Below are 6,819 nucleotides of genomic sequence, written 5' to 3'. Positions count from 1 at the left end.
AATTAGAGAATATTTTATATTTATCAACTGTTTGAAAAAGGGTAAGTCTTCAAAAGAAGTATAATAAAGGACCTAAAAATGGTAAGGTAAATACACTGAAATAAGCAATGTTATTTCCTTTTTTTGATAATCTTTTATTATTTAGCAAATCAATTATAGCAATTATATGATATGCGGCTAAAATAATAACAAGTATATATAATATTAAATCCATAGTATAACACTTAATGATTTATTGAGTAATATATGCAACCAGCAGATATAGTTACAAACACTATAATTGTATATTCTTTCATAACAAGTTATTGACTTTTACTGTTCTTAAATATTGCAACCGCTAAAAAAGTGCTAAAAAATATAAAGCTCAAAGCAACACAGTAAAACCTCCAGTCATTTGGATGATCTATATTTTTATAAATCCCCTGTAAACTATATATTACCATGAACGAAAGAAGCACTAATCCCGAAATTTTAGTTTTTGTAATTGTTGATTTGTTTTTCATAATACTTAAAGTTTATTTTTCATTTTTATATTATTCTATTTTGAGTTCAAAATCTTTCACATGTTTTATTTAAAATTTTCATTGTATTAAATACAAATTCCGATTAATTTTTTTGCTTAAAATTGTGTTCCCTTATGTTTCTCCAAATATATCATCACACGTTTTCTAAAAACAAATTTTCCTTTTTACGCAGTATGCAAAAAATTAAAATATCTTTGCGTAAATCCACAAAAAAACTTCTCAAATAGGAAAAAGCATTTCAAAAAAAAAGAAATAAAAAAATAAACGACTGATAATTAAAACATTAAAAAAAAATGTATGTAAACAAAATATTTCCTTATTTTGAAATAAAAACATTTGAAAAAGGGAGAAAAAAGTATTTTTATTTACTTTTATTCAATATCATTATTTTCTTATTAGGGACCTCTTTTATACAAGAAGAAGGTGTCTCTTCAAAAAAAATAGATTTTGAGGTTCTTCGAAATAGAATATCTATCATTTCGAAAGATAGAAAACAAGCATTTTATTTAACAAAAAAATATATAGATCTCGCAAAAAAAAATAATCGGACTGAGGAAGTAATAACGGGCTATGGATTTGCCACAACATTTGCTCCTGACAGCGAGAAAATAAAATATGGTGATAGTTTGATTATAGAATCTGTCAAGACTAAAGACAATCGATATATCGGTATGGCCTATGCGAGTGCAGCTAATGCAAGTTTTAAAAATTATGACTATAAAAAAGCATTAGAAACGGCAATAATAGCCAATGATTATCTTAAAAAGATACTTCTAAAGAGTTCGCCTATGAAGGGTTGTTTACAATTGCCAGACTTAAAAATCAAATCGGAGATAACATTGAAGCCCATAAGATTGCAAATGAAATATATGAATATTATAAGTGGAAAAAAGATAAGAAAAATACGGCTGATATCAGATCCTCATATATTTACACTTTAAATACTTTAATAAGAATAAATTCTGCAATACCTAATAATATGGACAAGAATATCATTCTGTTAAAAGAAGGCTATTCATTTATTAAAAACAATCAGGATGTTGTTTTTTATTTAACCGATTTAATCTCGTCCGATGCGTTTAATGAGTATTCGCAAAGAAAATATTCTTCTGCCATCCAAAAATTAGAAAAATCTTTAAGTTTATATAATGATTCCGATAACCATTTCTATGAAAAATTTTATTTGGGAATGTGCTATTGGAAATTAGAAGAAGACGAGAAAGCACGATCCTATTTTCAAGAAATCATTGATGATTATAAAAAAACGGGTAAAATCTCTTTAGAATTTCGTCCGTCATTTGAGTTTTTTATAGACTATTATAAGAAAAAAGGAAATAGAGAAATGCAACTTGATGCAGTAGATGAACTTTTGCGATATGAGAAAAAATTTAAAGAAGAGCAAAACAATATTGCTCAAAAATTAAAAACTGATTATGACGAAAAAAGGCTTGTAGAAGAAAAAGAAAATCTGCTTTCCAATCAGAGAAAAGAGCGCTGGAGTTTCATCAGTGTAGGAATCTTGGGAATTATCGCTGTGACAGGTTTTTTCATTTATCAGAATAAAAAGAATAAAACCCCACAACAATCCATTCAAGCTGATGTTACAGAAGATTTGGATAATATAGAATCTTTCAGGATAAGTGATAATGAGAAGGAAGAAACAGCTTCTCTAAAAATTAATATAATTTCTGAAAAAGAAGAAAATAATAATGTATCAGAAATGGCTCCTGAAGAAGAAATCCCCATAGTTTACAGCCCACAAAATCAACAAAAAAATAATCCTTCGGATATTGATTATAAAGCTTATTTACCCATCAACAAATATACTGTTAAACAGCTTCTTAAAAGTTTAGATGATTTTGAAAAATCTAATAAGTATCTCACTGCGGATCTAAGATTGAATACTCTTGCTGAAAGATTTAACACGAATGATAAATATCTAAGTCGTATGATTAAAGTAAAAACAGGAAAAACATTTAACAATTATATTAGCGATCTTCGCTTCGCCCATCTTGAAAGCATTTTAAAGAACAACGCTAATTTCAAAGAAAGAAAAGTAAAAGAAATTGCTAAATATCTGGGATTTGGAACTCCTGAATTTTTTGCTACTGCTTTTAAAGAAAAATATGGAAAAACACCAAGAGAGTATTTTGAAAAATCTTAAAATTAAAATTTGTTTTTATTCTAATTTTTTTAAAATAAAACGCGCAAAAAACCAAAATTGGTTTTTTGCGCGTTTTCAGATAGAATTTATAATTTATTTCTTTAAATCCTCTTTCAGTTTTTTCGCCCCTTCCTCTACTTTTGATGCCCCTTTGGCAGCAGCATCTTTTACATCTTCTCCTGCTTTATGAAGATCTTCTTTTGTCTTGCCTGCAGTGGCATCTATCTTTTCTTTCGCCTTCTGGGCTGCAGCATCTATCTTATTTCCTGCTTCATCAACTTTGGTCTGAACATTTTCTTTGGCCTGGTTAATTTTTGCCGTATCAACACCTAGCCCGTCTTGTGTAACGGTTGTAGTGGTAGTTGTAACCGATCCGTCAGGGTTTTCTACCTGTTCTGTTTTTGTTGTTGATTTCTTACAAGATACAACGATTACTGAGATCATCAGTGCCGTTAAAATTTGTTTTTTCATACTTTATATTTTAATGTTTTTAATTAAATTAATGAAAGTTTTATTTAAGTGGAAGTACCGGATTCCTGAGCCGGTTGTTTTTTCTCCTGCTCACTTTTCTTTTTTTCTTCTTCCTTTTTCTTATTCTCTTTTTCCAGCTCCTCTTTGATACGCTTTTCTTCCTGCTGAAGTTTTAAGGCTTCTTTTACTGAATCCCGGTATTTCTGGGAAGACATTCTGATCTGACGCACAACATCTATAGAAGTTGCTCCGGACGAGAAAGAATCAATAGCAGTGGTATCATAATGCACTTTTACCTCCTGTCCGCTGTCTATAGCCGCCGATTCTTTCTTAGAACAGGCAGTAAGCAAAACGAAAAAAATAAAAGCTGCAAATAGCAAATTTTTCATGGAACTAATTTAGCAGAAATTCTGCAATTACCGGATAATGATCAGATAATTTAACGGAGCTGTCTACTTTATAGCTTAAAGGAATAATATCTTTTGATGTAAAAATATAATCTATTCTCAAAGGGACTTTATAATCATGGAAGCTGGATGACTGCCCGTTTCCTACTTTTAGAAAAGCATCTTCCAGGTTTTTTCCCAAATTATAATATTCATAAGAATTGGGAACCGAATTAAAATCACCAGCTAAAATCACCGGATACGGAGAATAATCTACCGCCTTTCTGATTTTTTTTATCTGATCTTCGTGAGCTTTAAAAGTGGGCGTCATATGAGAAAGCAATGTCCCGATCTTTTTAGATTCCTTTTCAAGACCATTAAATGCAAACATAGACTTATTGAGCCTGAATGGTTCCAGATAGATATTCACAACTCTTACAATCTTTCCGTTGATGTCTATGTCAGCATAAAAAGAATTTCCCCTGGATTTTTCATCTATCAGCTCTTCCTGTCTTACAATTTTGTGTTTCGTTTTTAAAATTACCGTTGGATATTTTACCAGATCCTGTCTTAAAGCCCTGTTGGTATCTTTTTCCTGGATCAGAATAATATCTGCATTCTGGTCACGGATATATTTTTTAACCTTATCCCAACCAAATTCTCCATACTTCACATTAAAAGTCAGTACTTTGATATCCCGGATTGATTTATAATTTTCGCTTTTGGGGGAGAAATTAATCCATCGTCTTATAGGATTATAGAAAATAAAAGTTCCTAAAAGAAAAACTATAGCGATTTTTTTTCTTTTGAAAGCCCAGACCACCGTTAATATAATATGGGTAATAATCAGGTACGGAAACCCAAGGGAAAGAAGATTCAGGTTCCCTAAAATGTTCGGTGGTACCCATGCATTTCCTAAAGTACACAAGAGTAAAACAATAATTGCAATATGTGAAAATAGCAGTATTTGGTTCGGCTTCATGAAAAACGGTCTAATTCCTTTTTTTTATCAAAAACCCTACCATTATTAAAAAAATCAACTAATTTTATGAAAATCAATCATTTAAATTAAAATCTGCAATGACAGGATAATGATCTGAAAGTTTTACAGAACGGTCTACACGGTAGTTTATGGGCTGTATAGATTTCGAGGTAAAAATATAATCAATCCGGAGCGGAAATTTATAATCATGAAAACTGGTTCCGCTTCCTCGCCCTACTTTAAAAAAGGCATCTTCCAAACCTTCCGACAAATGGTAATACTCATAAGAATTCGGAACAGCATTGAAGTCACCTGTTAAAATTACCGGGTAAGGAGATTCATCAATTCCTTTTCTTATCATGGCAACCTGCTCCTGATGCATTTTAAAGGTAGGAATAAGCCTTTTCAGAATGTTTTTCAGTTTCTGCTCATCTCTATCCCGGTCTCCATTCAGTTTAACCATACTTTTTTCAAACTTAAACGGCTGCAGGTAAGTATTGATAAAACGGTAAGTCTTTCCTTTTATTTCAATATCTGTCTGATCTGCATAAGCATTAAAGCTTTCATAATCTCCGGCAATAAGTTTCTTATAACCTACAACTTTATATTTTGAATAAAGAGAAACAATAGACATTGTACTATCACTCCTTTTTAAACCCTCGAACTGAAATTTCTGCCACCCATATTCCTGAAGCAGCACAATATCGGCTTGCGAATCACTGATATATTTTTCAATTTCTTTTGGACCGTACATCCCGCCTTTTACATTAAAAGAAATAATCTTAAGATTGGGAGTTTCTTTAGGTTCAGAGGAATAATTAACCCATCTTTTAACCGGATTTATAAAAAACAAACCTAAAAGCATAAACAGGAAAGTTCTTTTTTTCCAGCAGAAAAGCCAAAAAATGGTCAGTAAAACATAGGTTATCATTAAAACCGGAAAACCTAACGAGAGTAAATTAAACCACGGGAATACTTTCGGAGGTACATAAGCATTGAGTAATACCCCAAATAAAAGAAGGAATATCCCTAAATGAAGTATTAAAAGTATGAGTCTGAAAACTTTCACAGGATTATTTTTAATTAAATCTGTATAAATGTTTCCTCCAGATTCTGGCCAATAAGAAGCCTACTATAGCTCCTCCGACGTGGGCCAAATGGGCAATACCTCCGGCATTTCCGGAAATACCCAAAAAAACAGAAACCACAATAACTATTGGTAACAGATACTTTACTTTAATAGGAACAGGAATAAACATCATCATAATTTTTGCATCAGGATACAACGTAGCAAATGCAGCAATAACTCCGAATATAGCTCCTGAAGCCCCCACCATTGGGGTAGACATTATGGCTTTCAGATTTTCTACCAATCCTTGTTGCTGTGCAATTGATTCAGCAGTTCCTGTAAATCCTACATGCGCTCCTGACAGAAAACCATCAACATTAAATCCAAGACTGTTTAAGCTTGATGAGATTTGCTGAACCTCAACAAAATTCCATAAGTTAAAGAGAAAGAAAGCCCCCAAACCACTCAGAAAATAAAGGATCAGGTATTTTTGACCTCCCAATCTCTGTTCCAATATAGGGCCAAAACTCCACAATGTCAACATATTAAATATAATATGAGTTAAACCAATACCATCTCCCATTTTAGCATGCATAAACATATGTGTAACAATTTGCCACGATCTAAAATTGGGAGAAAAAGGATAATATGCAGAAAGCATATCATATATATCATATAATTGAGGAAATAGGAAATTTGATATCAAATATACAATCACATTGATGATGATGATATTTCTTGTAATCGGTGGTATATTGTTAAACATTTCTCTTTAAAATTTGTTTTTAATATCGTTAAACGGAACTTCATAAAAGCATCTTTTCCCGTTCGGCAAAAATTCAGGGAAGCCTAATGTAGTAAAGTCTTTGATCAGTTGTTCCGCATCTTTTTTATAAATAAAGTCAAATCTCGACTTAGACTGCATCTTATGCCACTGGTTTTGATAATATTGCATAAATTCTTCTTCCGTCTTATATTCCAGAACTTCAAACAGGTTTTCCAGGAACTTCATGACCTGTGTTTCTTTTAATCCTTCCGGAACCATGTCTATTCTTAAAACGTTTTCGTGAGCGATTTTCATATCAAATCCAAGTTCAGGAAGATATTTTTTGATTGATTTATATTTATTTTTTTCAATCTCATTCATATGATATTCCAGGGAAAAAAGCAGCGCATGGCCGTTTGTATTTCCTTTTTTCACCGGCTTGGTGTTTTCAGAAACA

Annotated in this window: 7 protein-coding genes and 1 pseudogene; 2 read left to right on the top strand and 6 right to left on the bottom strand. The window is 31.6% G+C overall.

The features are described 5' to 3' along the window. Positions 1-817: 817 nt before the first annotated feature. The gene (locus PMI13_RS17325; RefSeq protein ID WP_007846158.1) at positions 818-1,465 is read left to right on the top strand and encodes a hypothetical protein; all 648 of its coding nucleotides are present in this window, start codon (positions 818-820) and stop codon (positions 1,463-1,465) included. A gap of 38 nt (positions 1,466-1,503) precedes the next feature. Further along, positions 1,504-2,688, top strand: coding sequence for a helix-turn-helix domain-containing protein (locus tag PMI13_RS17320; RefSeq protein WP_007846156.1), 1,185 nt, complete (start codon positions 1,504-1,506; stop codon positions 2,686-2,688). Positions 2,689-2,781: 93 nt separating this feature from the next. Here the strand turns inward: PMI13_RS17320 and PMI13_RS17315 are convergent, their stop codons facing one another. The 6 genes and pseudogenes from PMI13_RS17315 to PMI13_RS17290 form a co-directional block, all read right to left on the bottom strand. Beyond that, the gene (locus PMI13_RS17315; RefSeq protein WP_007846153.1) at positions 2,782-3,159 is read right to left on the bottom strand and encodes a hypothetical protein; all 378 of its coding nucleotides are present in this window, start codon (positions 3,157-3,159) and stop codon (positions 2,782-2,784) included. A 44-nt stretch (positions 3,160-3,203) separates the two neighbouring features. Then, positions 3,204-3,548 (bottom strand): hypothetical protein, encoded by a 345-nt coding sequence (locus tag PMI13_RS17310; protein WP_007846151.1) that lies wholly within the window; start codon positions 3,546-3,548, stop codon positions 3,204-3,206. Between the two features lie 4 nt (positions 3,549-3,552). Beyond that, positions 3,553-4,527, bottom strand: a complete 975-nt coding sequence (locus tag PMI13_RS17305) for an endonuclease/exonuclease/phosphatase family protein (protein WP_007846150.1) — start codon at positions 4,525-4,527, stop codon at positions 3,553-3,555. A 73-nt stretch (positions 4,528-4,600) separates the two neighbouring features. Then, positions 4,601-5,596 (bottom strand): endonuclease/exonuclease/phosphatase family protein, encoded by a 996-nt coding sequence (locus PMI13_RS17300; RefSeq protein ID WP_007846148.1) that lies wholly within the window; start codon positions 5,594-5,596, stop codon positions 4,601-4,603. A 10-nt stretch (positions 5,597-5,606) separates the two neighbouring features. Next, positions 5,607-6,362: a rhomboid family intramembrane serine protease gene (locus tag PMI13_RS17295; RefSeq protein WP_007846146.1), complete on the bottom strand. Its 756-nt coding sequence runs from the start codon at positions 6,360-6,362 to the stop codon at positions 5,607-5,609. A gap of 6 nt (positions 6,363-6,368) precedes the next feature. Next, positions 6,369-6,819 (bottom strand): annotated as a pseudogene (locus PMI13_RS17290) (DNA mismatch repair endonuclease MutL); the annotation flags it as partial.

It is taken from the genome of Chryseobacterium populi (assembly GCF_000282115.1).
In the GTDB taxonomy this organism is placed as follows: Bacteria; Bacteroidota; Bacteroidia; order Flavobacteriales; family Weeksellaceae; genus Chryseobacterium; species Chryseobacterium populi.
Note: the sequence above shows the minus strand (reverse complement) of the source record. Positions and strands in the feature narration are given on the sequence as shown.